Origin of the sequence: Actinomyces qiguomingii, assembly GCF_004102025.1 — a bacterium.
GTDB lineage: Bacteria > Actinomycetota > Actinomycetes > Actinomycetales > Actinomycetaceae > Actinomyces > Actinomyces qiguomingii.
Genome location: NZ_CP025228.1, coordinates 3426818 through 3452869, shown reverse-complemented (window position 1 = coordinate 3452869; position 26052 = coordinate 3426818). Strand labels below are relative to the sequence as shown.

General features: G+C 67.8%; 10 protein-coding genes. 8 read left to right on the top strand and 2 right to left on the bottom strand.

The genetic code is table 11. The features are described from left to right. Window positions 1-13 precede the first annotated feature (13 nt). From CWT10_RS14405 to CWT10_RS14395, 3 genes are all read left to right on the top strand, one after another. Window positions 14-1270 carry a TadA family conjugal transfer-associated ATPase gene (locus CWT10_RS14405; RefSeq protein ID WP_103064070.1) on the top strand — a complete coding sequence of 419 codons (1257 nt, stop codon included), beginning with the start codon at window positions 14-16 and terminating at the stop codon, window positions 1268-1270. Beyond that, window positions 1267-2514 (top strand): hypothetical protein, encoded by a 1248-nt coding sequence (locus CWT10_RS14400; protein ID WP_103064051.1) that lies wholly within the window; start codon window positions 1267-1269, stop codon window positions 2512-2514. Before CWT10_RS14405 ends, CWT10_RS14400 begins: the two co-directional genes overlap by 4 nt. Before the next feature lie 202 nt (window positions 2515-2716). Further along, on the top strand, window positions 2717-4357 hold the full coding sequence (locus CWT10_RS14395) for a DUF7059 domain-containing protein (RefSeq protein WP_233188329.1): 1641 nt from the start codon (window positions 2717-2719) through the stop codon (window positions 4355-4357). 898 nt (window positions 4358-5255) lie between these two features. Here the strand turns inward: CWT10_RS14395 and CWT10_RS14390 are convergent. Then, window positions 5256-6461 (bottom strand): IS110 family RNA-guided transposase, encoded by a 1206-nt coding sequence (locus tag CWT10_RS14390; RefSeq protein ID WP_128683273.1) that lies wholly within the window; start codon window positions 6459-6461, stop codon window positions 5256-5258. A 1008-nt stretch (window positions 6462-7469) separates the two neighbouring features. Between CWT10_RS14390 and CWT10_RS14385 the strand changes: the two genes are divergently transcribed. From CWT10_RS14385 to CWT10_RS14370, 5 genes are all read left to right on the top strand, one after another. After that, window positions 7470-11585 (top strand): DUF5979 domain-containing protein, encoded by a 4116-nt coding sequence (locus CWT10_RS14385; RefSeq protein ID WP_128683543.1) that lies wholly within the window; start codon window positions 7470-7472, stop codon window positions 11583-11585. Between the two features lie 327 nt (window positions 11586-11912). Next, the gene (locus tag CWT10_RS16875; protein ID WP_158247640.1) at window positions 11913-20282 is read left to right on the top strand and encodes a DUF5979 domain-containing protein; all 8370 of its coding nucleotides are present in this window, start codon (window positions 11913-11915) and stop codon (window positions 20280-20282) included. Window positions 20283-20349: 67 nt separating this feature from the next. Beyond that, window positions 20350-21993, top strand: a complete 1644-nt coding sequence (locus tag CWT10_RS14380; protein WP_103063013.1) for a SpaH/EbpB family LPXTG-anchored major pilin — start codon at window positions 20350-20352, stop codon at window positions 21991-21993. 168 nt (window positions 21994-22161) lie between these two features. Next, window positions 22162-23373 (top strand): class C sortase, encoded by a 1212-nt coding sequence (locus CWT10_RS14375; protein ID WP_174721969.1) that lies wholly within the window; start codon window positions 22162-22164, stop codon window positions 23371-23373. Further along, entirely contained in the window at window positions 23336-24310 is a 975-nt protein-coding gene (locus tag CWT10_RS14370) for a phosphatase PAP2 family protein (RefSeq protein ID WP_103063014.1), read from the top strand. The genes CWT10_RS14375 and CWT10_RS14370 overlap by 38 nt, the downstream gene beginning before the upstream one ends. A 35-nt stretch (window positions 24311-24345) precedes the next feature. Here the strand turns inward: CWT10_RS14370 and CWT10_RS14365 are convergent, their stop codons facing one another. Then, a complete protein-coding gene (locus tag CWT10_RS14365) occupies window positions 24346-26049 on the bottom strand; it encodes a sensor histidine kinase (protein ID WP_103063026.1) in 1704 nt (567 codons plus the stop codon). Window positions 26050-26052: the final 3 nt, after the last annotated feature.

Below are 26052 nucleotides of genomic sequence, written 5' to 3'. Positions count from 1 at the left end.
GGAGCTGAGCCGAGTGCGCGGCGCCCTAGCCCGCGGCGCCAGCCTCGACGCCGCCCTCGGCTCCGGGGCCTCGCCAACCACCGGCGCCGGTGGCCTGGCCCGGTTGACTCGACACGTGCAGGCCGATGTTTCCGGTGCCGGTCCCGTGCTCCAACCGCTCCTGGAGCTCGACGGCGTCACCGACGTGCTGGTCGGTGCCGGCCGCACCTGGATCGACCGCGGCAGGGGGCTGGAACCGGTGGCCGACGCCACCCTGCCCGAGCCCGAAGTGCGGGCGCTGGCCGTGCGCATGGCCGCTGCCTGCGGGCGCCGACTGGATGACGCCAGCCCAATCGTGGACGTCACGCTCCCCGACGGCACCCGTCTGAACGCCGTCCTGCCTCCGCTGAGCGCCGACGGCACGCTCATCTGCCTGCGCACCAAGCGGCGCCACGCCTTCACCATCGCCGAACTGGTGGATGTGGGCACCATCGCCCCCGGCCTGGACGCCGTGCTGGGCGAACTCGTGGCCGGTCGCGCCAACTGCTTGGTCACCGGCGCCACCGGCACCGGCAAGACCACCCTGCTGGCGGCCCTGCTGGGGCTGGTGCCCGCCGATGAGCGGATCGTCTGCATAGAGGAGGCCAGCGAACTGCGCCCCGACCATCCCCACGTCATCCATCTACAGGAGCGCGGGGACAATGTTCAGGGCGTCGGCGCGGTCCCCATGACCACGCTGGTGCGCACCGCCCTGCGCATGCGCCCGGACCGGATCGTGCTCGGAGAATGCCGTGGCCCGGAAGTCCGTGACGTTCTGACCGCGCTGAACACCGGTCACGAGGGCGGCTGGGCCACCCTGCACGCCAACTCGCCCGGGGACGTGCCCGCCCGCCTGACCGCCCTGGGTGCCCTGGCCGGCATGGGACAGGGCGCCGTCGTCGCGCAGGCGGTCAGTGCCCTCGACGCCGTGGTCCACCTGCGGCGTCAGACCCGCCTGGGTGCCACGGCGCTGCGACGGGTTACCGCGGTCGCCGTACTGGAGCGGGACGGGGAGCAAATGCGCTGCCGGGACGCACTGGTCCTGGCCGACGACGGCAAGATCCACCCGGGCCCCGGTGTAGACCGCCTGGCCCAGCGGATTGGGGACGCTCCGGTGGCTAGCGCCCTGGGTGCCGACACGAACGCGGAGCGGCCGGACCCACCCCGGGAAGGTGCTGACGAGGCGCTCGGGGTCACAACCGCCGGGGCCCGCTCACACGTGCGGGCGGACCGGCGTCGGAGCCGACCATGACCGGCGCACAGTTATTGGCCGGACTGCTGGTGGCACTGGCCGCCGCCGTGATCCTGCTGCCCGCCCGCCGTGAGGCGCCGGCCGCGCTCGGCGCGCACCATGCCGGAGCCCTGGCCCGCCCGGCCCATCCCGGTGCGGCGGACCTCGACCTCGGCCTACTGCTGACCGAGGTGGCCACCCTGCTGCGTGCCGGCGCTACCCCGCAGCGAGCCTGGGCCCGCGCGCTTGAACGCGCCGGCATCAGCGAAGACACCCACCCGGGCGACGACGGCGTACCCCCCGCCCTGTTGGCTCTGGCTCGGCAGCCGGCGGGCGGATGGCTGCCCGGGCGGTGGGAGGGGCGCTGGCACTGGGAGCCACCGCTGCCGGGGCGACGCGCACGCAATGCTCGCCGACGCCTCACTGCCGCGGCCGTGCCCGGGGCCGTGGCGGCCTGCCGCCTGACCACGGCGCTGGGCGCCCCGCTCGCCGGCGTGCTGGAGGCGGTCGCAACGGGAGTGGCGGACTGCGGGCACGCCGACGCCTCCCGTCGCACCGCCCTGTCCGGCCCACGTTCCACCGCCCGCCTGCTGGCTATGCTGCCGCCCATCGGACTACTGCTGGGGTCCGCTATCGGCGCCCACCCCGGGCAGATGCTTTTCGACGGCGCATGGGGAAGCGCCCTGGGACTGGTCGGCGTTGTCCTCATGGTGGTCGGCCACTGGTTGACGGCACGCTTGGTCGCGGCTGCGGTCGCGTCGGTGGAGGAGATCGATGAGGCCCTCGTGCTTGACCTGGCCGGGGCCGCGCTCGCGGCCGGAGCGTCCGTTCCCGGGGCGCTGCAGGCGCTTGGCGACGCCTTGGAGGACGAGGAGCTCGGCGTCGTTGGGCGGGCCCTGCTTCTGGGGGCCGACTGGGAGGAGGCATGGCGGGCCGGCCGTGGACAGGACGGCGCCGACGAACCGGACCCGGGGGAGTGGTCCGGGCGGTGGGGGCGGAGTCGGGGCCGGGATGAGGAACAGCGGCACGCTCGACTCAAGGCCTGTCTGCGGCCAGGCTGGGAGGACGGGGCCTCACCCGCGCCCCTGCTGGCCGGCACCGCTGCCTCCCTGCGCGCCGGCAGGCAGGCCGCCGACGAGGAGGCCGCCGAGCGGCTGGCGGTCCGGCTGGTCCTACCACTGGGGACCTGTTTCCTGCCAGCTTTCATCATCCTGGGCATCGTCCCGGTGGTGATGAGCGTCGGCATGGACATGCTCGGCTGGTGAACACCGGCGGACCGACACGGGTACGGTCGCGACCATGACCGAAGCCGCCCCCTCACCTACACATGCGTCCACTCCGCCACCCGTGGCGTCTTCCACCCCTCCACCCGCTCCGTCTCCCACCCCTCCATCCGCTCCGTCTCCCACTCCGCCACCCGTGGCGTCTTCCACCCCTCCACCTGCTCTGTCTCCCACCCCTCCACCCGTGGCGACCCAGGCCCAGGCCGAAGCACTACGTGCTGATCTGAAGGACAGTGGCTGGGGAGTGGACGCCGTTGCCCGACTGCTTGGGCCGGCCGCCGACGCCGCCCTGCGTCGAGAACAGCGCTATCCTGCGCTGCGCAGGGTGCGGGAGATGCTAAGAGCGGCGCGCGCCGGCACCGGGGCAGACGGCGCAAGGGATCCCATCGCTGTGCTCACCGCTGTGTTCATGCTAGGGGAGCCGGTGTATGCGGCTGAATTGGATGCCGTCCTGCCGCGCACCGGTGCGGCCGGAGCCCGGGCCATGGGGCTGGTCGCTCCAGTGGGAGATGACGTCGGCAGTGGGGGAGGGACGGTTTCGGGCGGCGGTCCCGCGAGTTCTGGGGGAGCCTTAACCGCGCCGGGGAAACGGATACGGGCGGTTGTTGATCTGCGTCCCCATGAGGCCAAAGACGAAGCCGGGGATGTGCGCTGGTGGGTCGCCTCCGATCTGGGCGAGCTGGTCTCACAGGGCCAACTCGCCCCCGACCACGTCCTGGGTATCGGCGGCGCGGGTCTCACCCTGGCCTCCCTGACACCACGCACGCAGGTGAACACCGCCCTAGACCTGGGCTGTGGTTGCGGCATCCAAACCCTGTATCTGTTGCGCCACGCGGACCATGTCGTCGCCACCGACATCTCCGCGCGGGCACTGGCCTACACCGCCTTCAACACGGCCCTGGCCGGCGCCGATCCCGAACGTCTGGAACTGCGTCGTGGGTCCTTCCTGGAACCGGTGGTCGGTCGCCGTTTCGACCTGATCGCCACCAACCCACCCTTCGTCATCACCCCGCCCGCGGTGCGGAAGGCAGGCCTGCCGCTGATGGAGTACCGCGATGCCGGCGGCCCCGTTCTTCCTACACTCCTGCCCGCACTCGGGTCATACCTGAATCCCGGTGGTATGGCCGTCATGCTCGGCAACTGGGAGCATCACGGAGCTGTGGACTGGCGAGAGCGCGTGAGCAGCTGGTTGGGAGAAGACGTCGACGCCTGGGTGATTCAGCGAGAGGTGCAGGATCCGGTGGAGTACGCCATCATGTGGTTGCGCGATGGCGGCTCAACTCCCGAGCGTGACCGCCCCGGTTTCGAGGCCGCACTGGAGGCCTGGATTGAGGATTTTGAGAGCCGAGACGTACAGGCCATCGGCTTCGGCTACGTGGTGCTGCACCGTCCGGAACCCCTAGCCGACCCGGGGCGGGCACCCTGGCGGGTGCTTGAGGAGATCGGTACTCGGTCGGTCGTACCCCTGGGGCAGCACGTGACCCAGGCGGTGCGCACACGCAGTCGCCTGGCTGGTATGGATGATGAGGCGGTGGCGCAATTGCGCCCCGTTGTCGCCCCGGATGTCACAGAGGAGCGCCACCTGCGTCCCGGTGACAGTGAGCCCAGCATGATCCTGCTGCGCCAGGGCGGCGGTTTTGCCCGCACGGTGCGGGCGGACACAACGTTGGCGGCATTAGTGAGCGTGGCTGATGGACAGCTGAGCGTCGGGCAGATCGCCGCCGCGGTGGCGGCGCTCACTGGTGCCGAGAGCGCGGAGCTAACTGAAAGCATGGTCGCCGCCACGCGCAGTCTTCTTGCCGACGGCCTGCTGCGGTGGGAGTAGGGGCCTCTGCGGCTAGTTCCAGAGCACTGGAGGCGCAGTCTTCTTGCCGACGGCCTGCTGCGGTGGGAGTAGGGCAGGCGTGGCGCATGCGGCGGAGCTGGGTGATGACGATTCCTGGGTGATATCCGGGCCCTGCGCGACCGATCCCGGCAACTGTCCTGATGGGCGTAGGCGCTCCACTCGCGCATCGCTGTCACGAAATGCAGCACTTTACGTGCTCGGGCGGCGCAGCCGCCCGTCACGGCCGCGCAATCATGCGGTTCACGCCGATCCTACTGACTCAGCAGGGTTGAAAGTGCTGCATTTTGTGACACCAACTGGATGTCCGTTGCGCGGCTCGCACGGGTTCCCCACGCCGTTGCGCCATAGTGCGACCCGCGCCCCTCTGCGCCGCATCGAGGGACCGGTGCGCGGAGTCTCAGGCATCTCCCAGGCGTATGCCTACTGCAACGACGCCCTCATCCAGTGGACTGCCTGGCTGCCGTTGGACCGTCTAGCTGCCGTTGGCCCACCTGGCTGCGGTTGGACTGTCTGGCTGCCGTTGGACCACCTGAAACGCACTCTCAGACGGTCCAACCGCAAAAGCGCGGTCCAAGCGCAGGAACGGGGTCCAAGTACGAGGTCGGCTTTCGGCGGGCCTGCCCTCATATACCACACCCTCAAACACGACGAGCCGGTTAACAATGCTTGTTAACGGTCTGTTGAAGGGTTGGCGGGTATTCAGTAGAGCGTTAACTGGTGTTATTGACGTCTAACTGGCCTTGTAGGCGCTGCGGCCCGCAGTCCGGGGCCGTCCTTGGCGCAGAAACACGAGGTGATGTTGCACGGCCTCGGGACGGTTGTGGGAGAGGTGCGGAGGTGGTGCAACGTGCGGTGGGGGGTGCCCCTATGTGGTTTGTCAAGCGGCGGCGGGTAGTTGTTGGGCTGGTGGGTCGTAGAGGGATCCGTCTCGGATCATGGCGTATAGGGTGAGTATGCGGCGGTGTGCGAGTGCGAGTATGGCTTGGTTGTGTCGCTTGCCCTGGGCGCGTTTGCGGTCGTAGTAGGCCCGGGATGCGGGGTCGGATCTGAGGGAGGCGAAGGCTGACAGGAACATGGCTCTCTTGAGGCGCTTGTTGCCCGCGTGGGAGACGTACTCGCCGCGTATGGAGGACCCCGACCGCCGGGTGACTGGTGTCAGGCCGGCGTAGGAGGCCAGGTGGGCGCCGGAGGGAAAGGTCTTGCCCGCGGTCTCTGCCAGGAAGACGGCGGCGGTCCTGACCCCCACCCCGGGCATGGAGGTCAGGACCGGGTAAAGAGGGTGGGCCTCCACCAGGGCCTCAACCTGGGCGGCGACATCGTCGCGTTGGGCGTGTAGGGCGATGAGCTGGCGGGCCAGGTGTGGCAGCACCACCCCGGCCGCGTCGGTACCAGCGACCACGACGGTCTGCTTGTTCAGGGCGTCGGTGATGGCTTTTGCCCAGGCGGCATGGCGCTTGGCGCCCTTGGATTTGAGCTTGGCGTCAATCCGCGCCCGGCCGGCCTTGCGCAGGTGGGCTGGGGTGGGCCAGGCGGCGATCACCTCCAGTATTGGGTCGTGTTCGAGCCACTTGCCCAGCACAGTCTCCAGGGCTGGGTGGATTTGGGTGTACAGGCCCCGGATACGGTTAGCGGTCTGATTGACCTGGCGGGCCAGGTCCAGGTCAAACCCTGTGAGCATGCTCAACGCGGCCGCGTCCTTGTCCGAGGCGTCGATCGCTCGCAGCGTGTGGGGCATGGTGCGGGCAGCATCCGCGATCACCGCCGCATCGCGAGCGTCGGTCTTGGCATTGCCCGGGGTCAGGTCGGCGATCCTGCGCATGGACAGGCCGGGTAGGTAGCCCACGGTGATACCCATCGCCTGAGCCACCGCCACCGCCAGGGCCCCGATCGTTGCCGGCTGATCCACAGCCACCAGGACCCGGCCATGCTCACCCAGACGCTCGTACAGGTCCCTAAGCCTGGATTCGTCGTTGGGTAGGGCCTTGTCGAAGATCTTCTTCCCGTCGTCGGTCAGGGCCGTGGCCCAGTGCTCGGCCTTGCCCACGTCGATACCGACGAAGACCTCCACATCCTCGATGTTCACCTTTCCTGCGCCTCTCTCGTGCGTTGGTGGGTCAGCCTGTCAGGCAGACGGCCCCGCACCCACGTTACGAAAGACATCGCCGCGCTGCGGCGGGTCGTTCCCCTAATCAGCGATCACCACCCGCCCGCCACCATGGGTGACAACACCCCCCGGATCATCAAACGACAGGGGCAAGACATCATGCCCACAGCGGCTGGCCCGGCCCCGGACTTCCCGGAACCACCAACAAGGTAACGGGCGTTGAGCGTCCGGGGCGGGACGCGCGGTTGTGGTGGGCGCGTGGGTGCAGGGGAAGGTGTTGCGCTGGAGGTCCGCCTGGGGGTGGAGGCATGCAGGCCCGTGGGCGTAGGGGAAGGTGAAGGGTGGTGGGTGTGGTGGGCGCGCGGGTGTGGTGGGCGCAGGGGAAGGTGTTGCGCTGGAGGTCCGCCTGGGGGTGGAGGCATGCAGGCCCGTGGGCGTAGGGGAAGGTGAAGGGTGGTGGGTGTGGTGGGCGCGCGGGTGTGGTGGGCGCAGGGGAAGGTGTTGCGCTGGAGGTCCGCCTGGGGGTGGAGGCATGCAGGCCCGTGGACGTAGGGGAAGGTGAGGGGTGGTGGGTGTGGTGGGCGCACGCGTGTGGTGGGCGCGTGGGTGCAGGGAATGCTGCAACTGCATAGGGCTGCGGCGGTCACCGTCCCCGCTGGCGCGCGGCCATGCCGGTTCCTACAGAACCCCGGTGATGAACTTGCATCCACCGCCACACCCGCAAACTGGAAGAGTCGGATGCTGTGCGGCACCGAGTGGGAGTGGAGAGCGAGCGCCGCCGCGACTCAACTGCGTCCCGAATGAGAGAGTATTTGTACTGGCTCGATGCGAATCGTATATTATTGACATCATGGCAATGTGCTTGTGACGGTGGCGCTAGAAATCGGTTATTCGCTTCACAGTACCCTTTGGGGGTACCACAGGCGGGGTCCCTGCGCACGGCGCGGTGAGGCCCCCCGTTTTCTTCGCAGAACGGAGCCTCTTCCCATGCCTCTGCCCCACGCGTTCCCCGGATCGCGGACCGGCTGGCGTCGCCTTATGGCGGTGATCGCTGTCGGTGTCCTGGCGCTCGTATCACTGCTCGCCGTACCACCATTGATGGTGCTTCCGGAGGCAGAGGCCGCCGGTGCTACGCTCACCATCGGCCTGGGAGACACGTCTGCACAGATCTCCAATGTCAAGACCTATGACACCGATGACACGATTGTCTACAACGGTCGCCGGGTGACGCAGGAGGAGTACGCCCGCCTGATTGCCTGTCTGCGCTACGGGCCGCAGGACAATAACTACAACACCGGTGTGGTCTCAGGATCTTCCGGTCAGTGGGCCGGATTCTCCTACGGATTTGATGAAGGAAAATGTGCGAGTGCCTTCAACCCCAACTCGCAGTCAGCGATGAGCTTCAAGCCGACCTCGGTGACCACGGCTGATGTCGGCGATGTGTTCCTTGTGGGCACGCTGCGTCACGACAACAACCCGATCGATGCGGTGGACACTACTACCAAGTCCTACTACGGAAACCTCCAGATCACCATGGCGGGCGGGGAGATCCAGACCAGTTTCCCCTTCCGCGAGTGGGACACCCCGAACCGCTGTAACGGCATGATCGGCCCGGATGGCAACGTCATCCCGGGATCCAACGGGCCCACCCAGTACGCCTGGAACGCCTCGGCAACGGCGGTTGGTCCCTGGGGAACCCGGGCGGCGGACGGCAGCACCTACACCTACGCCTGGAACTTCGGCACCTTCCGCAATATGTCGTCATATCTGGGAACCCTGAGTTGGGGTGCCTCCGGTCCCAATATGCGTACATGCGATGATGACACGCTGGAGATCGCCTCGGACCGCTCCGACACCTCCTGGACGGACCCGAATACGGGCATCTCTTACAAGCTGCGGCTGTGGGGCTTCGTCCACAATGGTTACGAGGCAACCTGCGCCGTAACCCCGGACGTTGCCACCGCCGATCTGGAGAGCTCATTCGTCACCAAGGAGGGGCGGACCAGTTACGGCTGCCTCTACGGCTCCCTGGAGCAGGTCCGGCCGGTAACTTTCACCAAGGTCGTTGAGACAGACGAGTCCTTACAAGCCAGAACTACTATCCCAACCTTCAGCTTCTCCAACGTTTCCGCCGAGGGCAGCTACGGGGCCGAGAAGTGGGGCACTCCGGCCTCACTTACCCCCACCGGCTGGGGCGCGGCGGGCGCTGCCTCGGACCCCACCACCTACGAGTTGCTGGCACCCAATGACGCCGCGATCGTCCAGGAGAACGCGCTCACTCCGGCGCTTACGGATACGACCTCGGGCTGGACCCTGGGTGCAGTGACCTGCACCTATAAGAGTGGGGGTGAAGAACACCCACTGATGCGTCGGGACGGTCAGAGGATGGACACCTCCGACTCCGTCGACCTGGCCAACCGCACTATCCGCCTGGATCAGGCCGAGCTCGCCACCTCCTTCGAGGAGGCCGCAATTACCTGCACCTGGCACAACCAGTATGTGGCCCACTCGCGGCTGACTCTGGTCAACACGGTCGGCGAGGGCGACGCCCGGGCCACCGACTGGACTCTGACCGCGACCCCGGTCTCTGGTCTGTCTGGCCAGAAGACCCTCAACGGCGTGACCGGTACTCCGGCGGTTACCGCCGTAACCACCGGTTCGGGCGCCTATGAGCTGTCCACATCAGAGGTTGACGGATACGCCGTTGACTCCTGGTCCTGCGTGCACACCGGCACCTCCACCGCGGTGACGATGAACAGCGGCACGCAGGTGGTGCTACCTGCGGACGCCGATGTCACCTGTACCGCCACGCAGAAGCCCGCCAATAAGACGATCTCCTTCGCCAAGGAGCTGACCGGTGCCACCGACGGAACGGATCTTGACTCCTACCAGTTGAGCTACACCTGCACTAAGGAGGGCAAGCCCGACGTAACCGGCACGGTCACTGTCAACAGCGACGGGAATGTGGTTGAAGGCCAGGCCGTCCCCGTGGGTGCCACGTGCACCGTCACCGAGCAGGCTCCCGGCACCGCCGACCTGATAACACCCGATTCCGGCTCCTTCGGTTGGGGCAGCCCCGCCGACTATGCGGTTACCGTGGGTCAGACCGCGGTGAGCACCACGCGCAGCGGCGACGGCGTCTCCTTCACCGTTCCCGGCGGTCAGGGCGCACTGGTGGTCACCGTGACCAACCAGATCTTCACTTACGCCGGTGTCACCAAGACCTTCGACTCGGTGACCAAGGCCGATGCTCTGGGCGCCAGCGCTACCTTCGACCAGACCTACACCGTCACGGTGACCAACCCCTCGCGCATTCTCCCGCTGTGGTACTCGCTGGAGGATGCGGTCACCGTGCCTGCGAACACCACCGTCAACTCCATTACGATCAGCGGTGGTCCGCTTGCGAGCCCACAGGAACTGCCCGCGGGTCAGACCACCTATACAGCCAATAACGTACTGCTGCCGGCCGGTGAGCGGCACGTATACACGGTGGTCGTCAATGTCAGTGCTCCCGATGCCGGGCTTGCCGGTCCGGACGGCGCCTGCACGGTTCAGGACGCCACTTCCGGGCGTGCGGTGTACAACGCCGTGGGCGTCACCACCCTGGGCCTGGAGAGAACTGCCGATGCCTGCGGCACGGTGCCAGCTAACCCGAGCTTCTCTGTGAGTAAGCAGGCCGGTGAGGTGGTGCGTAACAGCGCTGCCGGCGACTTCACGGCCGGCTACACCGTGACGGTTACGAACACCTCCCATGCCGCCTCGGCCGTAATCAGCGACGTCACCGACATTCCGGATCTTCCGGCCGGCGCGCGTATCAGCGGGGTTGAGGTGCTGGAGAACGGCGCTGCGGCCGCGGGCGTGAGCATTCCGGCAATTGTCGACGGCGCTCTGAGCGGTCCGGTGGTTCTGGCGGCCGCCGGAACCGGCCCGGAACTGGCCGCCGCCCCCGAGGGTTCCGAGACGGGCGGAACGCGCAGCTTCACCGTCCGCATCACCTTCACGGTGGATCCCACGGCCTCCGGATATGACGCCGCCGACTACCAGTGCGGGGCCACCCGGGCCGACGGGCACCCGTCGGGACTGGTCAACACCGTGTCCATGGACGGTGACACCTCTGGTGAGGATGACAACACGGCCTGCTTGTCGACTCAGTCAGTGCTGAAGTTCTCCAAGACCGTGGCTACTCAACCAGGTTCCGGCGCCTCTTTCGAGGTCGCCTATGACATCAGTGTTGTCAACGAAGGCGCCCTGCCCGGATCCACCGGTCGGGTCACCGACCTGCCGTCATTCGCTCCCGGACTGAATATCACCTCCGCCACTGTCTCCCGCGACGGCGGAGCTCAGAGTGCGCTCAGCGCCGACGGGACGGGTGCATACGTCCTTACCGAGGGGGAGACGATCGCTTCTGGGCAGACCATGACTTGGCGGTTGACCTTCTCCGTGGCGGTCGACCCCGCCGACGCCGATTACGACGAGGGACTGCTGGCCTGCTCCACCGACGCCGCCTCCGGCCTGCTGGAGGCCGGACACGGTCTGTACAACGCGGCGATTCCGCCCAGTGGTGTGGATCAGGGGACTGAACCCGACCGCAACGTCGCCTGTGCCAGCGTCTCGCCTGAGGCCGGGAAACGCACGCTGTCGGTGGTTAAGACCGGCAGTCAGGGCAACCTGGATGGCGCCTCGTTCAGCATCTACCCGGTCGACCCCACGGCTGGTGGTGCAACCGCGATCGTCGACGGCGTGGTGCCTTCCGGTCAGACCGGGGTGTTCACCACCGCACTGCTGCCGATCAACCGCGAGTACTGGCTGGTGGAGACCGAGGCTCCCGCGGGTCACCAACTGCTGGCGAACCCGGTGCACATCCGCGTCACCGAGACCGGTATCACCGTGCTGAACGATGCCCAGCTTGGAGTGGCCACCGCGGTTGTCTCACAGTCGACCGGTACGGGTCCGCAGGACACTCTCACGATCCAGGATCTCCAGGCGGGCAGGCTGCCGAATGCGGGTGGGAACGGATTGCTGCCCAATATCTTGGGGGCGCTTGCGCTGGTCATTGCGGCGGTTATCGCCTGGCGCATTAATTCTGGTGGGCAGCGTGTATAAGTAGCGCGATCTAGACGGTCGGCGCGCCGATTCTTAGGCGCTGACATGAGGGCCGGCCGCGCCCGGCTAGACCGGGGTGCGGCCGGCCCTCATGTGGCATATAACTGAGGTTCTATTCGTGATGCCTTGACATTGAATCGGGTGTCAACTGTAGTGGGAACGTTGTGTATATGGCGCGGTGACGGGAATTGCGCTAAAATGTTGCATGTTAGACGGTGAATCGTGCGCAATATCCGATTTCCCGGTAGTACTGTGGGTGTCCCTTGAGGAAATGAAGTCTCTTGGGCGGCGCCGCTGTCGAGTTGGTTAATCTGGGAGGGGAAGGCAATGCGCAGAGTCGTTTCGCGTCTTCGTGCGCGCTCTCCTCGGCGTGGAGCGCCGTTGGCCGTGCTGACGGTGATATCGCTATTCGTCGGGACTTTCCTGGGGGCAGCGGTCTTGCCTGTGCTGCCGGTGGCCGCAGCGGCAGAAGTAGTAGTCCCCCTCGGGGGATCCACCGCCCGTCAGTACGGCATCACCACCAGCGCCTTCCCGACCGTGTCCCAGGCGTTCACTGAGGGCTGTGTGCGATACAGCCCGGAGGTGATCGGAGACCAGACCACGACTGCAGAGGTGAGGGCCGGCACCGGTAACTATGCCGCCTTCGGGTACGGGTCGAATAAGGGCGTCAAACCGCAAGACTGCCCGGTGCAGTACAACGCGGCTCAGCAGAGCACCGTGAACCTCAGGCCCGAAGTCACGGGAAATGTTCGGGTGGGGGTGCCGTTCCTAGTTGCCACCATGCGCCACGGGAATCGCCCCATCTACTCCAAGGTGGGAGGGATGGTAACGGTCGACGGCACGATGGAGCTCAAACTGGGGGATGCCATCACCGCTGAATTCCCGTGGGAGCTAACCGAGACCGAGAACATCTGCCGCTCGACCTTCAACGCCGACGGCAGCTACAACACCTCGGGCACTGGTCTATACGCCTTCGACAGGTATGGCAATATCGGCCTGCGCGCGACCTGGCGCTGGGACGATTGGAACGGGTACGAGTGGAGCAGCGACTACCACTTCGCCTACAACCGGAACCATGAGCTGATTTCCCTGCCCACTGATGATCGCAACGTGAATGGGGCCGACCTGAAGGTCGGTGCCATTTACGGCAGCGATGGCCGCTCCTGCGAGGATGACTTCCTGCAGGTGAGCGCGGCCCGTATCTCAACCGCGTGGAGGGATCCGAGCACTCAGATCGACTACAAGCTGAAGCTGTGGGGATTCGTCAATAACGGGGAGAACGGCGTCTGCTCCGCTGGCCTGGCGGATGAGGGAAAGCTGGAGCACCTCTTCTTGACCAAGGAGGGCGCCGACACTTTCGGTTGCCTGTACGGCTCTCTGGAACAGGTGCGTCACGTCACCTTCTCCAAGTACGTCACGACCGACCCTTCCCTGGAGAGTGCCGTTACCCCGCCGGAATTCACCTACACGAATGTCTCCGCACCGGGCTCCAACGCCCTGGCCGACTGGACAGGCCTGGCCGGTCTTCGTCCCAATGGTTGGGGAACGGCCGGCACGGTCACCGATCCGCAGGAGTACGAACTGCTTGCGCCCGACGATGAGGCTGCCGTGAAGGAGAACATCTCCAATCCGGTAACACAGACCTCCTCCGGCTGGCGCCTGGTCGGCGTGGATTGCCGGACTCCCGACGGCGTACTGAAGCATCGCGACGGCGGTGACTTCACCGACACGGCCCTGGACCTGAACACGAATACGCTGGACCTGGACTCCACCCAGCTGTCGCAGGACCAGAGGAACACCGACTTCAATTGCACTTGGCACAACGAGTACGTGGGTCGCTCGCAGATAACCCTCGTCAAGCACCTCGGCGGCATGACCTTCCCAGCCGTCAGCACCCGAAACTGGACGTTGACGGCCACACCTGAGCTGAGTTCGCCCACTGACGATCCCTTCCCGTACCGGACGATCTCCGGTGTGTCCGGACAGCCTGCAGTGACCGGGCAGTGGACGCGTTCGGGTACCTACACCCTGTCGGAGGCCGCCACCGGTAACGTGCAGGGCTTTGAGCAGCAGGGGGAGTGGGTCTGCAAGGACCAGAACAACCGGGATGTGGCAGTCACCGACTCGAAGGTGACCCTCGCCCCGAATCAACGCGTCACCTGCACCGTCACCAACATTTTCAACACCGGCTCAATCGAGATCCGAAAGACCGTGAACGATCCCGAGCACGGTCTTAGCAACCCCAACAAGGTCTATACCGGCACCTATGACTGTGGCAGCGCCAATGGCCGCGACTTCTCCGGCACCTGGAGCACAACTGCGGGGCATTCTGACGTGGTCTCCGGCTTGCCCGTCGGCGCCACTTGCGCCATCAGTGAGGACACCCCCAGCGGGGACCTCAAGGACGGCTCCTATGAGTGGACGACGCCCGCTGTCGACAAGCCGACGGCACAGGTCCTGCGCGCACCGTCCGTCAACCGGGTGAACGTCACCAACACCATTGTCCGCAACACCGGCACCATCAACGTCAGCAAGGTCGTTGAGCCGGAAGACGATACCGCCGCGGGCGGCTGGACCGGCGGGGCGGACCGCACCTTCAAGGTGGACTACACCTGCGACGGCGACGGCGGCTCCGGCACGCTGGACGTCTCCACCGGAACCACCGCAACGCTGACCGTCCCTGCGGGAACCGCCTGTTCATTCTCCGAGGCGGCCCCCGAGACCGCGGACGGCGACTTCAAGGACTCCTCTTACGAGTGGGCCGGCGCCGGCAGCTTCGACAACTCCCGCGTCACCGTCGGCAAGGGCACCTCCGAGACCATCACCGTCACCAACACCTACAAGCGCGTGCTGGTGGATCTGAACCTGGCCAAGCGCGTGGACGGCGAGGGCTACAACGGCGGCGACGCCACCTTCGCCATCGACTATGACTGCGGAGCCGACTACGCGGGCACCGTAGACGTCGCCAACGGCGCCTCCGCCACCGTGCAGGTTCCTCGCGGCGCCCTGTGCACCGTCTCCGAGCCCGCCGCCTCCCTGAACGAGGACCTGCTCGCCGACGCCTACGACTGGGGCACCCCCAGCTACGAGGGCCTCGACGCCGCCGAGGGCACCATGGTCAGCGCGGCCGACGGCGGCAAGACCGTCACCGTCGTGAACCCCACCGTGGCCGCCTGGGGCAAGGTGGCTGTCACCAAGAACGTCGAGCCCGATGCCGGCCCCGTGGCCGCGGGCGCGACCTTCCCGGTCACCGTCACCTGTGACGCGCCCGCCCTGGGCCAGGCCGAGAACTACACCGGCACCTTTGACCTGTCGGCCACCGGCTCCACTGCCACCGGCACCACGCCGTACATTGCCGCCGGCGCCAACTGCACCGTCAGCGAGACGGCGCCCACTGGCAACGCGGGCCTGACCGACGCCTCCTACAAGTGGAACGCCGGCCCCGATGACCAGACCGTCACCGTCCAGGGCGACCGCACCGAGCAGGTCACCGTTACCAACACCTGGCAGCGCGACTACGGCGACTTCACCGTCACCAAGCAGCTGACCGACCTGGACGGCCAGGGCGCCGACAACACCTACACCGGCACCTGGACCTGCACGCACCCCGGCGACGACGACGCCACCGGCACCTGGTCGGTGACCGGCTCCGGCGCAGCCACGCTGAGCGTCACCTCCGGGCCCGCCACCGCCAATGGCACCAGCGCCGCCGTGCTGCTGGGCTCCACCTGCACGGTCACCGAGGATGACCCCGGCACTCCCAACGCCGCCGACTCCTCCTACGTGTTCTCCACCGCCGGCGCCACCTCCGGCCCGGTCACCATTGACTCGGAGGTCCGCACCGGCAACGTGGACGTCACCAACGTGGTCGCCCGCACCACCGGCGGGCTGACCATCACCAAGAGCGTGGAGGGCGCCGAGGCCGGCACCGGCTTCGCGGACACCGACTTCACCTTCACCTACACCTGCACCCCGCTCAGCGGCGAGGCCGTCAGCGGCACGGCCACCGTGCGGGCCGGCCAGGTAACCGAGCCCATCACCGGCATCCCCGAGGGCTCGTCCTGCACGGTCACTGAGAACACGGACGCCCTGCCCGCCCCGATCGACCCCTACCGCTGGGACGGTGACGGCACCACCATGACGGCCACGCCATCCAGTGGGGCGAGCGTGTCCGCGGACGGCGCGAGCATTACCTTCACCATGCCCGGCGGCGAGGACGCGGGTGTGGCGGTGGCCGCCACCAACACCATGAGTGAGCGCTACGGCTCCATCCAGGTCACCAAGACCGTGGCGGAGCCCAATAAGGCCAACGGCTTCACCGGCGCCGGGGAGAAGCTCTTCCCCGTCACCGTCATCTGCGACGGCGCCCAGGCCTACTCCGGGTCCCTCACCGACGGCGAGACCGTCACGGTCAGTGACATCCCGCTCGGCCAGACCTGCACGGTCACCGAGGGCACCATCGGCGGCGGCCTGGCCGACGGCTCCTACGCCTGGGGCGCGCCCACCATCACCGACCCGGTCACCGTCACCAGTGAGGACAATTCCTCCGGCACCGTCACCGTCACCAACACCATTGAGCGCGTGCGCGCCGACGTGAACCTGAGCAAGGTGCTCTCCGGTGAGCTGGCCACCCAGTTCGGCACCGACAACACCTACTCCGGCACCTTCACCTGCACCCACTCCGGCGACGCCGAGGTGACCGGCAGTTGGAGCGTGGACGGCGCCGGCAAGGCCGCCATCACCTACGACGGCGGCCAGGCCCCCTTCGTTGACTCCACCTGCACGCCCACCGAGGACCTGGACGCCGCCGGCGCCCCGGACACCGACCCCTCCTTCTCCTGGGGCGAGCCCACCTACGACGCCGCCACCGTGACGGCGGACGGCACCGCCACCATGACGGTCACCAACACCGTGAACCGGGGCATGGGTTCCCTGACCGCCACGAAGGTGGTTATCGGGGAGACGAACGGTTTGAAGGACGGCCAGACCTTCACCTTGAACGCCACCTGCACCGCGCCGGGCGTTGACGGCGAGCTCACCGCCACCGCCACCGTTGCCGACGGCGAGACCGGCGTCGCCTTCGACCGGGAGATCCCCGCCGGCTGGACCTGCGCCATCAGTGAGACCAGCCCCACGCAGGACCAGCTGAAGGACTCCTCCTACGCCTGGGACATGGTCACGGTGTATCCGGACCAGGTCACCATCACTAAGGGTGAGACCGTGGAGGTGTCCGCCACCAACACGATCCGCCGCGTCACCTCCAGCCTGAGCCTAAACAAGGCCTACGGGAACGGGCTGTCCGAAGGCGTCGTCGTGGACGACTCCTTCTCCGGCGCCGTCGCCTGCCACTACGACGACGCCCAGGGCACCACCCAGGACTGGAACCTGACCTGGACGGCCGACGGCGCCGGCGCGGCCACCATTGACGGCCTGCCGGAGGACGGCCTGCCGCTGGGCACCGTCTGCTCCGCCACGGAGGAGGCTCCCACGCAGGACCAGTTGAAGGATATCTCCTACCGTTGGGCCGAGCCGGTCATCTCCGACCCGGTCACCATCGGGGCGGACGGCGCCGCCAACGCGCTCACCGTCACCAACGACGCCGAGCGCGCCGCCCAGCCGCTCACCATCACCAAGGCCTACACCGGCATCGACGGCGCCCTGACCGACGGCGCCACCGTGCACGGCGGCTGGTCCTGCACCCAGGCGAACGGTAGCGAGGTAGGCGGACGCTGGGAGCTGCCCGCCGCTGGCGGCTCCACCACTATCGCCGAGGGCGCCACCGGCGCCACCGTGTTCGCGGGCGCCGACTGCACCCTCACCGAGGACACGCCCATCGACACCGCCGGGCTGATGGACGTCTCCTACGCGTGGAACAACCCCGTCTACGACGTTGCCGCCGACGGGCAGACCTTCACCGACGGCAACACGCTGACGGGTATAGCCCAGGACTCCGACCCGGTGCTGCGGGTAACCAACTCCACCCAGCGCATCTACGGCGCCCTGGCGATCACCAAGCTCGTTGAGGGACTCGACGGCGTCACCGCCGCCGCGGCCAACACCTACGCGGGCACTTGGTCCTGCACCGCCCCGGACGGCAGCCTCAACGAGGGCACCTGGCGGGTCACCGGCGGTGGCACCGCCACCCTGACCGGTAACTACACGCAGATCCTGGTCGGCTCGGCCTGCACGGTCACCGAGACCGGCCGCCCGACCACCCCGGTGGTCGGCGACCCCTCCTACCAGTGGACCGACCCCGAGCTCGACGGCGACTACGGCACCGTGTCCCAGGCACAGGCCATCGCCCGGGAGGCCACCTCCACCGCGGAGGTCACCAACGCCGCCGCGCAGCGGCTCCTGGCCACCGGCTTCACCGTCAACAAGGCCCTTTCCGGGGCCACCGACGGCGCCACCGGCGCGAGCTACACGGTGGACTACAACTGCACCGCCGGCCAGGACACCTTCACCGGCACCCTCACCCTGCCCGCCGACGGCACCGCCGTAGCCGTGGAGGGCGTGCCCGTGGGCGCCACCTGCACCCTTACCGAGGCGGCGCCGGGAGACGACGCGCTTGCCGCGCCCGCGGACGGATCCTTCACCTGGACCGCCCCCATGACCTACGCGGTCGAGGGCGCCGACGCCGACACCTCCACCCCCGGAGCGGTCACCTTCACCCTGCCCGCTGGGGCCGACGCCGCCGTGACCGCCACGGTCACCAACGACGTCGTCCCGCACGCCGGCGTGGACAAGACCTTCACGGGCACCACCAAGCACCTGGACACCGACGGCAACTGGACCGGCGAGACCTGGGACGTCACCTACGAGGTGGCCGTCACCAACCCCTCGCAGGTGCAGGACCTCACCTATGACCTGGTGGACACCCCGACCGTCCCCGAGGGCACCACGCTGAACTCCATCACCGTCACCGGCGGCGCCCTGGAGGACGCGCTCACCCAGGAGGCCGGGCCCATCACCGTGGTCGACGGCGCAACCCTGCCGGCCGGCGCCACCCACACCTATACCGTGGTGCTGAACGTGACCGCCCCCGACACCGGCGTCCCCGGGGTCGGCGACGGCCAGTGCAGCGCGCAGTCCGCCACCGACGGCACCGCCATCCACAACACGGCGGCCGTCACCTCCGGCGATGTCACCGACACCGCCGAGGACTGCGGCGACGTGCCCACCAACCCGAAGTTCTCGGCGCGCAAGGACGGCGTTGACGTGGTCCGCAACGCGGACACCTACACCGCCACCTACACGGTGACGGTGGAGAACACCTCCCGGGCCGCCAGCCGGATCATCGCCGACGTCACCGACACCCCGGTGCTGCCGCTAACCGCCAAGATCACTGGCGTCGCCGTGCTGGAGGGTGGGCAGGCCGCCGCGGACGCCGAGATTCCCGGCATCACCGACGGCGTGCTGGATGGGCCCATCATCCTGGCCCGGGCCGACTCCGGCCCCGTGCTGGCTGGCGGCACCGCTGGCCAGGACGGCGCCATCACCGGCGGCGGCGCCCGCATGATCACCGTCCAGGTGAGCTTCACCGTCGACTCCGCCGCCGCGGACTTCGAGGACACCGACTATCAGTGCGGTCATGAGCGCGCCGACGGCGCCCCCTCCGGCGTGGTCAACACCGCCGCCATGACGGGCGACACCGACGGCGATGCGAATAACACCGCCTGCCTGGACCTCAGGCCCCGGCTGACCACGTCCAAGTCCGTGGCCACCACCGGCGTGGGAACCCGCTCCACCTTTGACGTCGCCTACGCCATCACGGTGACCAACGAGGGCGAGCTGGCCCAGTCCACCGGGCTGCTGCGCGACAAGCCGGACTTCGCGCCCGGCCTGGGCATCGACCGGGTGACCCTGACCGTCCCCGGTGGGGATCCGGTCACCGCCCAGGCCGACGCGGAGGGCTACTACACCCTCACTGACGGAGATGTGGTCGCCCCCGGGCAGACGCTCCAGTACACGCTCACCGTCACGGTGAGCGTGGACCCGAGCAACGCCGACTACTCGGAGGAGCTGCTGGAGTGCTCCGTGGAGGCCGATGGCACCCGCACCCCCGGGCACGGCCTGTTCAACGAGGTCTACCCGACCGACGGGCGCGACGCCTCGGGGCGCTCCGACAACACCGCCTGCGAGCCGGTCACCCCGGACGCCGGCAAGCGCATCATCACGCTGCGCAAGACCGGCACCCAGGTGCAGGCGGACGGCACCACCAACTTGCCCGGCGCCGAGTTCGACATCTACGACGTCGATCCGGCCACGGACGGCGCCGCTCCGATCGCGGGCGGCGTGAGCGTGGACCCGGTGGACGGCTCCCTGTTCACCTCCGCGGGCCTGCCCATCAACCGCGACTACTGGGTGGTGGAGACCAAGGCTCCCGCCGGGCACAGCCTGCTGCCGCGGCCCGTCCAGTTCCACCTGGGTGTGGACGCCGATGGCAACACCACCATCACGCTCGCGCAGACCAATCTGACGGGGGACACCATCAAGGTGATCCCCGCCGTCACCGACGCCGAAGGCAACGTCATTGCCGCCATCGGCATCAACATTCACGACGTCGAAACCGGCACGCTGCCCCTGTCGGGTGGCCGCGGCATCGGCGTGTACCTGGCCGGGGCCGGACTGCTGCTGACCGCAGCACTGGTCCTGACCATCACCAAGACTTCCCGACGCCGGGGCCGCAGGGCCTGAGCAGCGGGAGAAACAGGGGCCAACCGGCCAGCCGGGCAACCCGAAACCACATCAACGAGGAGAACCCATGAAATCCCTCACCAGGCGCCGTGGCGCCGGCCTCGCTGCGGCGGTGGCCCTAGCTATCGGCGGTATGGTCGCGGCACCCATCGCCACGGCCGTTCCCGCGCCGGCGATCTTCGCCGCGGAGCCGGCAACCGACCTGAACACGGCGCTTATAGACGCCAATGAGCGCGCGACGCTGAGGATCTACAAGCTGGCCCAGACCGAGGACAATGGGACCGACCCCGGCAATGGTCTTGTTGACGACAACGCCACCGGCGCACCGGTTCCGGGTGTTGAGTTCACGATCACGAAGCTTGACTTCGACCTGACCACTCAGGCCGGCTGGCAGGATCTCGCGGCCCTGAACGGCAGCGCCGCGGCGGCCGCGAACCACAAGACCAACACCGTGTACACGCAGACGACCGACGAGAACGGTCTGGCCGACTTCTCGGGCCTGCAGGTGGGCGCCTACCTGGTGTCTGAGACCAAGGCACCGCAGAATGTGACCACCGCCGAGGACTTCGTGGTCACCCTGCCGATGACCGACCCGGAAAGCGGTTCCGTGTGGAACTACAACGTCCACGTCTACCCGAAGAACTCGGTTGTGGACTCCACCAAGGAGGTCTCCGACACCGGCTCCCCGACTATCGGTGACACCATCACCTACACGATCAAGGCGGACATCCCCAAGATCGATGTTGCCGGTGGCGCCACGATCAAGAACTACCAGATCGTCGACCCGCTCGACCCGCGCCTGGAGTACCAGGACATCGCCGTGACCATGCTCGGTACTGGAGCCGTGGCGCTGTCTGAGAACACTGACTTCGAGGTCGTTACCGCCACCGGCAGTGACTCCAAGACCTACGTGACCGTCACCTTCACCGAGGCCGGCCGCGCCAAGATCGCCGCTGCCCGCGCCACCGGAGACACCAGCACCCAGGTGCAGGTGGTCATCGACTCCACCATCAAGGCGATTGGAAACGGCAACGGTTCGATCTCCAACACCTCCTTCTTGATCCCGAATGACTCGCAGACCAACTGGGACCCGAATAACCCCAACCCGAATGACGTGCCCGGTGAGCCCAGCGACGAGGTCAAGTCCTACTACGGCAAGGTGACCATCACCAAGACCGGCACCGACGGCAAGCCCGCCGCCACCTATGCCGGTGCCGAATTCCAGGTCTACCAGTGCAACCCGAACGGTGCCTCGCAGGGGGCCACCATTGACCGCGACGCCGCCAACATCACCGGCGCAGCTTTGACGGCCAACCAGGTCACCGCCGCCGGCACTACCGAGAACACCGCCAAGTTCACCACCGGCTCGGACGGCACCGTCACCATCGACGCACTGCGGACGAATGACTTCGTCAACAACGCCGAGGTCGCTGTGGGCGAGCGCGGCTGGTACTGCCTGGTGGAGACCAAGGCCCCCGAGGGCTACGAGATCCAGAGCGACCCCATCGCCTTCCAGGTTCTGAAGACCAATGTTGAGGCCTCTCCGTTCTCGATCGGCTTCACGGTGATCGACGTGCCCTCCAACGCCGGCTTCCGCCTGCCGCTGACCGGTGCCAACGGCATCATCTTCCTCACCGTCGCCGGCATTCTGCTGGTTGCGGGTGCGGCCCTGCTGGCGGTGCACAACAAGCGCCGCAGCGTGGAGGACTGATCCGGGCGATGCGTCGGCTGGCTGACTGATCCCCGGCGCAGCCCAAAACCGGCGGCGGCGTGTACGAATCGGATAACTCCGGACGTACACGCCGCCGCAGGCCACCTCAAATTTCAACACAACCCCATACTCAGCACACCTAGACCTCAGCCGCGTAGAAGGACTCCCATGGGCCAGACGCTGACAATCGCCGATCTCCTGGAGGCGCCCCGCCTCGATGACGCTCCCAGTGCGCCATCAGCGGATCCGGTCGCTGCGCACGACGACGGCGTCGAGCCCCCCGAGCGGCCCGGCGGAACAGCGGATCGTAAACCCAGCAGGGGTAGCCTCCTGATGGGTGTGCTGCCCTTCATTCTGGCGCTGGCCGGTGCGGCGGTGCTGGCCTATCCGGTGCTCGCCACGCAACACAACAACGCCCGCCAGCAAGCCATCGCCGACCAGTATCAGGCGCAGATGGACTCAACCAGTCCCGACGTGCTCGGCGCCAAACTCGCCAGTGCGGACAAGTACAATCAGGAACTCGCCTCCTCCCCGATCCTCGACCCCTGGCTGGACCAGCAGCGTCCCGATACTCCGCAGTACCAGGCCTACCTGGCCGAACTTGACCTGAATGAGGTCATGGCCCAGATCGTTATCCCCAAGATCCATGTGGACCTGCCGATTTACCACGGCACCGAGGCGGACACGCTCGCACACGGCGTCGGTCACCTATTCGGCACCGCCCTGCCTGTGGGCGGGACCTCCACCCACTCAGTGCTGACCGGGCACACCGGCCTGGGCTCGGCAACTCTGTTCGACGATCTGACCGAGCTTGAGGACGGAGACGCCTTCTACCTGACCGCCGCCGGCCGCACCCTGAAGTATGAGGTCAACGACATCCGCGTGGTGCTGCCCACCGAGACCGAATCGCTTAACAAGGTCCCCGGCGAGGACCTGGTCACGCTGATCACCTGCACCCCTTACGGTGTCAACACCCACCGACTGCTGGTCACCGGCACGCGCGTGCCCATGGACCCGGCGCAGGCGGCGGCGGAACAGGCCGCCGCCACGCCAGCGCCCATGCGCGGCTGGATGCTGTGGCTGATCGGGGCGGTTGTGGCCATTCTGGCCGTGCTCGCCGTCGCCGTCGGCCGTATCCTGTGGCGCAATTTCAAGCGTATGCGGGCCGCCGAGGATAAGACCACACTGGCATCGGCTGCGCGCGGCCCCGCCGAGAGCGAGGTGGACGGCGGCACCGCGCCGGCGGACCTGACCGGGTCGATGTCTCGCTACCTCGAAGCGCTGGGGAATGGGCGGGAGCTTTCAGCCGGCATACAGCCGGACGACGTAACATCGCGGCCCAATGACAACTCCCAGCACCAGCGCGACGATCTCCCCTGAATACCGCACCGAATCGCCTCGGCCCGATACGTGGCGTAACCGGCGTGCGTTGGCTGGCGTCCTGGCCGCCCTCAGCGCGATGGCCGTGTTCGCCGTCTGGTGGCTGTCGGTGATGCTGCCGACCGGGCAGGCCATGGAGCAGACGGCCTTCGTCGGCTCACGCATCGGGGCCCGCTTCGTGACCGCTCACGCCCGCAGCCTGCTGCATGTGGTGTCCCTGCCGGCGGCGGTCGGACTGGTGCTTGTGGTGCTCCTTGGCGCCCTGTGGCGTGGCAGTCGTCGGCGGGCGCTGTGGGCGGCGGCCGCGGTGGTCGCCATCAACGTATCCACACAGGTGATCAAGTACCTGATTCTGTGGCGCCCGGACTACGGGCTGTCACTAAGGTTCGGTGGCTTGAATACGCTCCCCTCCGGGCATACGGCCGTCGCCGCCTCGGCCGCCGTCGCCCTCATTGTGGTGGCTGCTCCGCGGTGGCGCCCGGCCGCGGCCTGGGCGGGGGCGCTGCTCGCCGCGGCGATGGGCTACTCCACCCTTGCCTGCCAATGGCACCGCCCCGGAGACGTGATCGCCGCCCTGCTGCTGGCCACCGCCTGGGGGGCGGCGGCGATCGCCTGCGGAGCCTGGGCGGATGAGCCGGCCGAGCTTGGCGAGGTTGAGCCGGGGGAGCATGGGCCCGCGGAGCGGGTGTCGGCGGCAGCCGTCCTGGGCGGGCTCGGAATCCTGGCGGCCGTGGTGGCCCTGGCCCTGGAGGTGCTCACCTGGCGGGGTGTCGTCGACGGCGGTGGCGTCGTCGCGGTGGCCGCCGGACAAATCACCCGCACCGGTGCGTTCATCGCCTATGCGGCCGGCGCCGTGGGCACCGTCGCTGTGGCCAGCATGGGGATGGCGGCACTGGCCCTGCTGTGCCCGTCGGCGAGCACAACCGGCAAGCGATAAGCACTGTGAGCCTACGGCGGCTGGGGTGGTCGGCGTCAGCGGCTGGTTGCGGATGCTGAGGCCACGGGCAGTTCCACGGTGAAGATGGTGCCGTGGTCTTCGGCGCCGGTGCGAGATTCGACGGTGAGAGTGCCGTGGTGAGACTGCACAATCGCCAGGGCGATGCTCATGCCCAGACCGGTGGAGCCGGTGCGTCGCTCCCGGGAGGCGTCCCCGCGGGCGAAGCGCTCAAACAGGCGTTCGCGCACGGCCGGGTCAATGCCGGGGCCGTCGTCGGCGACGGTGATCACCAGCGCGCCGTCGGTGCGGGACAGGGTGGTAGACACTCGGGTGGCGGCGGGGGTGTGCACGCGGGCGTTGGCGAGCAGGTTGACCATGACCTGCCGTATACGCGCCTCATCACCGACCACCAGCGCAGGTTCGGGCACAAATTCCTCCGCCTGCTCCGGGCTGATGTCGGCGGGCGGCTCGAGCACTTCCAGTTCAAGCTCCCAGACATGGTCGGGGCCGGCGGCGCGGGCGTCGGCAACAGCGTCCACCAGGATCTCCACCAGGTCGACCTCTGCTTGTTCCAGTTCACGGCCCGCATCCAGACGGGCCAGCAGCAGCAGGTCCTCCACCAGCGCCGTCATCCGCACCGACTCCGAATGCACCCGCTCCAGGGCGTGCACGGCCTGGAGCGGGAGTGCGCAGTCCGCGCCGCTGCGCTTGATCAGCTCGGTATAACCGCGGATGGAGGCCAGCGGCGTGCGCAGCTCGTGGGAGGCGTCGGCAACGAACTGCCGCACCTGTGTCTCGCTGCGCTGACGGGCCGCCAGCGCGTCATCGACATGCCCCAGCAGCGTGTTCAGGGCATTGCCGACCTGGCCGATCTCCTGTGAAGAGGCGAGATCTGCGGCGTCGACCCGTTCCCGGATGCGCACCTCGCCGCGGGACAGCGGCTGGGAGGCGACTCTTTGCGCCGTGCCCGCCACTCTCTCCAAGGGCGCCAGGGATGTGCGCACCATGGTCCTTCCCGCGACGGCGGCAATCAGTGCCCCGGCCAATGCGATGCACAACTGGGCCAGCAGCTGGGTGCGGATCAACTTCTCATCGGCGGCGGTGGAAAGGCCGGTGACTACCACGTCGCCGCTGGCCGAGTCCTTGGTGACCAGCACCCGGTAGTAGCCCAAGGAGTCGATGCTGACCGTCACCGGTTTGCCGGTGGCCTCCAGCGACAACAGGGTCTGGCATTCGGTGCCGGTCAGGGTGCGGTAGTTGCCGTCGTCGTCGATGTATCCGGCTTTAATCGTGGAGACGGGCGAGTCGGAGCCTGCGGCGGCGTCGCGGGCGCCGGTGGCGATCAGGGTCAGCGTGCCGGTGGACTGCCCGACGGCGTCCAGGCCGATGGGCACGTCTTGCTTCGGGCCGATGGGCGGGGTCGCGCCGTCGGCAGGCGGCTGGGCAGCCGGCCCCCGGCCCTGCTCGGAGTCGGTGGGAGCGGCGCCCAGACGGCGTGCGGCGGCCCGTTCGGAGGCAGCCGTCAGTTGCTCATCGAGCCGGTCGATCAGTGACTGGCGCAGCATGAGGGTGGAAAGGGCCCCGATACCGCCCGCCATGACCAGGACTATGCCGATCACGCCGACGACGAGCCGGGTGCGCAGACTGTGTGGGGCCGGGCGGCCGGATCTGGGATTCGCCAAGCGCCGTCCGCTCTCGGTTGCCTCCGGGGAGCGCCGCCGTCGGCGGTTTCGCCACATATG

Excerpts from the sequence above, each read along its gene's own strand:
- CWT10_RS14365 (WP_103063026.1), bottom strand. The coding sequence starts at position 26,049 with ATGTGGCGAAACCGCCGACGGCGGCGCTCCCCGGAGGCAACCGAGAGC.
- CWT10_RS16875 (WP_158247640.1), top strand. The coding sequence starts at position 11,913 with ATGCGCAGAGTCGTTTCGCGTCTTCGTGCGCGCTCTCCTCGGCGTGGA.
- CWT10_RS14385 (WP_128683543.1), top strand. The coding sequence starts at position 7,470 with ATGCCTCTGCCCCACGCGTTCCCCGGATCGCGGACCGGCTGGCGTCGC.
- CWT10_RS14380 (WP_103063013.1), top strand. The coding sequence starts at position 20,350 with ATGAAATCCCTCACCAGGCGCCGTGGCGCCGGCCTCGCTGCGGCGGTG.
- CWT10_RS14370 (WP_103063014.1), top strand. The coding sequence starts at position 23,336 with ATGACAACTCCCAGCACCAGCGCGACGATCTCCCCTGAATACCGCACC.
- CWT10_RS14400 (WP_103064051.1), top strand. The coding sequence starts at position 1,267 with ATGACCGGCGCACAGTTATTGGCCGGACTGCTGGTGGCACTGGCCGCC.
- CWT10_RS14375 (WP_174721969.1), top strand. The coding sequence starts at position 22,162 with ATGGGCCAGACGCTGACAATCGCCGATCTCCTGGAGGCGCCCCGCCTC.